The following is a 3,743-nucleotide window of genomic DNA, read 5'->3' on the forward strand; positions in this document are numbered from 1 at the left end:
CTCGCCGAGGTCCTCGGCACCGGCCGGGTCGGCATCGACGAGGACTTCTTCGCCCTCGGCGGCGACAGCATCCGCTCCATCCAGGTCGTCAGCCGGGCCCACAAGGCCGGACTCACCCTCACCACCCGCGACATCTTCACCCACAAGACCGCCGCCGCCCTCGCCCGGATCGCGGGCGGCACCGACCCCACGGCGGCGACCGCGCCCGCCGAGGACGCGGGCGGCACCGGCCCGTACGAACTCACCCCGATCATGGGCCAGTTGCACGACGACACCACCAGCCTCACCGGCCCGGTCGTCAAGTACAGCCAGCACGTGGTCGTCCGGGTCCCCGCCGCCCTGGACGCCGAACTGCTCGACGCGGCCCTGCACACCCTGGTCGACCACCACGACGCGCTGCGCACCCGGGCCACCGAACCCGCCCCCGGCCTGTGGCACCTGGAGGCACTGGCCCCCGGCGCGCTCGCCGGCGTCCGCCTGGTCGCCACCGCCGAGCACGGCACCGGCAACGGCAACGGCACCGACGACCAGGACGCCCTCGGCTTCGCCGAGCGGCAGGCCGCCGCCGCCCGCGCCCGGCTCGACCCCGCCGCCGCCGTGATGATCCAGGCCGTGCTGATCGGCGCGGCCCCCGGCGCCGACACCGCCCTGCTGGTGCTCTCCGCCCACCACCTGGTCATCGACGGCGTGTCCTGGCGGATCCTGCTGCCCGACCTCGCCGCCGCCTGCGAGGCGCTGGCGGCCGGCCGCGCCCCCGCCCTCGACCCGGTCGGCACCTCCTACCGCGCCTGGTCCCAGCTGCTCGCCGCACAGGCCCGCACCCAGGTCCGCGGCCCCGAACTCGCCCTCTGGCAGTCGATCCTGACCGGCCCCGACCCGCTGGTCGGCACCCACCGGCTCGACCCCGAGACGGACGTCTACGGCACCCAGCGCACCCTGCGCCTGGAGCTCGGCCCCGAGGTCACCGGCCCGCTGCTCACCGACGTCCCGGCGGCCTTCCACGCCGAGGTCAACGACGTCCTGCTGACCGGCCTCGCCCTCGCCGTCGCCGACTGGCGCCGCCGGCACGGCCGCGCCGACTACGCCCAGACCCTGATCGAGCTGGAGGGCCACGGCCGCGAGCAGCTCAGCGACGGCCTCGACCTGTCCCGCACCGTCGGCTGGTTCACCAGCGCCTTCCCGATGCGCCTCGACCCCGGCACGCTCGACTGGGACGAGCTCTGGGCCGGCGGCCCCGCCCTCGCCGCCGCCCTCAAGCGGATCAAGGAGCAGCTGCGCGCGCTGCCCGACCGCGGCGTCGGCTACGGCCTGCTGCGCTACCTCAACCCGCACGCCGCCCGCGCCCTGGCCGGCCACCACAAGCCGCAGATCGGCTTCAACTACATGGGCCGCTTCGACGCCCGCGAGGCCCGCCTCTGGGAGCCGGCCGGCGGCGACGGCGTGGTCGGCACCGGCGCCCACCCCGGCATGCCGCTGCCGCACCTGCTCGACGTCACCCCGGCCACCGAGGACCGGCACGACGGCCCGCACCTGATCGCCAACTGGTCCTGGGCCGGCCGGACCGTCGCCGAGGAGGACGCCCAGGACGTCGCGGCCACCTGGTTCCGCGCCCTCGAACTGCTCGCCCGGCACGCCACCACCCCCGGTGCGGGCGGCCGCACCCCCTCCGACCTGCCGCTGGTCACCCTGGCCCAGGACGAGATCGAGGAGTACGAGGCCGAGCTCGCCGAGGCCGGCACGGCCCTCGCCGACGTCCTGCCGCTCACCCCGCTCCAGCAGGGCATGCTCTTCCACGCCGACTACGACACCGCCGCCGGGGGCGGCGCGGACGCGGTCGACGTCTACACCCTGCAGATCGTCGCCGACATCGAGGGCGACCTCGACGCCGACGCCCTGCGCGCCGCCGGGCAGGCCCTGCTCGACCGGCACCCGAACCTGCGCGCCGCCTTCCGCGCCCGGGCCACCGGAGAGCCCGTCCAGGTCATCGCCCAGCACGCCGAACTGCCCTGGCTGGACGCCGACCTGACCGACCTGCCGGAGCCCGCCCGGGCCGCCGAGCTGAGCCGCATCACCGAGGCCGAGCGCACCCGCCGCTTCGACCTCGCCGCCCCGCCGCTGCTGCGCTTCGCGCTCGTCACCCACGGCGAGGGCCGGCACCGGTTCATCTGGACCAGCCACCACATCCTGGTCGACGGCTGGTCGATGCCGCTGCTCGTCCGCGAGCTGTTCGCGCTCTGCGCACCCGGCGCGGACGTCGCGCTGCTGCCCGACCCGGCCCCGTACCGCTCGTACCTGGCCTGGCTGACCGCGCAGGACCGCACGGCCGCCCGGGCCGCCTGGCACGAGGTGCTGGCCGACGTCGACGAGCCCACCCTGCTCGTCCCCGCCGACCCGAGCCGCCTCCCGGTGCTGCCCGACGCGGTGCTCGCCGAGGTGCCGCGCGAGCTGACCGCCGCACTCGCCGGCTGGGCCCGCACCCAGGGCCTGACCGTCAACACCGTGGTGCAGGGCTGCTGGGCGCTGCTGCTCGGGCGGCTCACCGGCCGCCAGGACGTGGTGTTCGGCGCCGTCACCTCCGGCCGCCCGGCCGAGGTCCCGGACGTCGAGTCGATGATCGGCCTGTTCCTCACCACCGTGCCGGTCCGGGCCCGGCTGCGCCCCGACGCCACCCTCGCCGAACTGCTGCACGCCCTCCAGGACCAGCAGACCGCGCTGCTCCCGCACGAGCACCTCGGGCTCGCCGCGATCCACCAGGCCGCCGGGCTGTCCGGCGAGGTCTTCGACACCGTGGTGCTGTTCGAGAACTTCCCGCTGGACGAGAACGGCCTCGACACCGGCGTCGCCGACGGCCCGCGCATCGTCCGCACCGAGGCCCTGGACGCCCGGCACCACCCGCTGAGCCTGGTGGTCCACCCCGGCGACAGCCTGCACCTGCGGCTGGACTACAACCCCGGCCTGTTCGGCCGGGCCGAGGTCGAGCGGGTCTCGGCGATCTTCCAGCACCTGCTGCGAACCGTCGCCGAGCGCCCCGGACTGCCGCTCGCCCAGGTCGACGTGACCGGCCCGGCGGACCTCACCGGCACCGGCACCCCCGGCGAGCTGGGCGGACTGCTCGGCGCCTGGGACCCGTCGATCCCCGAGGAGAGCCTCGGCGTCGTCGAGCGGGTGCGCGCCGTCGCCGCCCGCACCCCCGAGGCGACCGCCGTCACCGACGGCGCCGGCTCGCTGACCTACCAGGAGCTGGTCGAGGCGGCCGGCGGCCTGTCCGCGGGCCTCGCCGAGGCCGGGGTCACCACCGGCTCGGTGGTCGCGATGCTCGCCGAGCCCGGCGTCCCGTTCATCACCGGCGTGCTGGGCGTGATCGGCGCCGGTGGCGCCTACCTGCCGCTCGACCCGGCCGCCCCCGCCGCCCGCAACACCGGGCTGCTGGAGGACGGCGGCGCCCGCCACCTGCTGGTCGGCGCCGGGTACGAGGAGCAGGCCGCCGAGTTCGCCGCCGCCGTCCAGGGCGAGCCGGTCACCGTCATCGGTCTGGAGCAGGCCACCGGCGCGCGGGCCCTGCCCGACTGCGTGGGCACCGGGCTGGACCTGGCGTACGTGATGTTCACCTCGGGCTCCACCGGCAAGCCCAAGGGCGCCATGGTCCAACGCTCCGGCATGATGAACCACCTCTGGGCCAAGGTCGGCGACCTCGACCTGGCCGCCGGAGAGGGCGTCGTCCAGAACGCGCCCCTCACCTTCGA

Annotated in this window: 1 protein-coding gene; it reads left to right on the top strand. The window is 76.1% G+C overall.

Annotated elements, in window-relative coordinates; all coding sequences use genetic code 11:
• Positions 1-3,743, top strand: a 3,743-nt coding sequence (locus ACIQVZ_RS42280) for a condensation domain-containing protein (RefSeq protein ID WP_402458472.1), incomplete at both ends; no start/stop codon positions are given.

The sequence above is a fragment of the Kitasatospora sp. NPDC098663 genome (assembly GCF_044760075.1).
Classification (GTDB): Bacteria; Actinomycetota; Actinomycetes; order Streptomycetales; family Streptomycetaceae; genus Kitasatospora.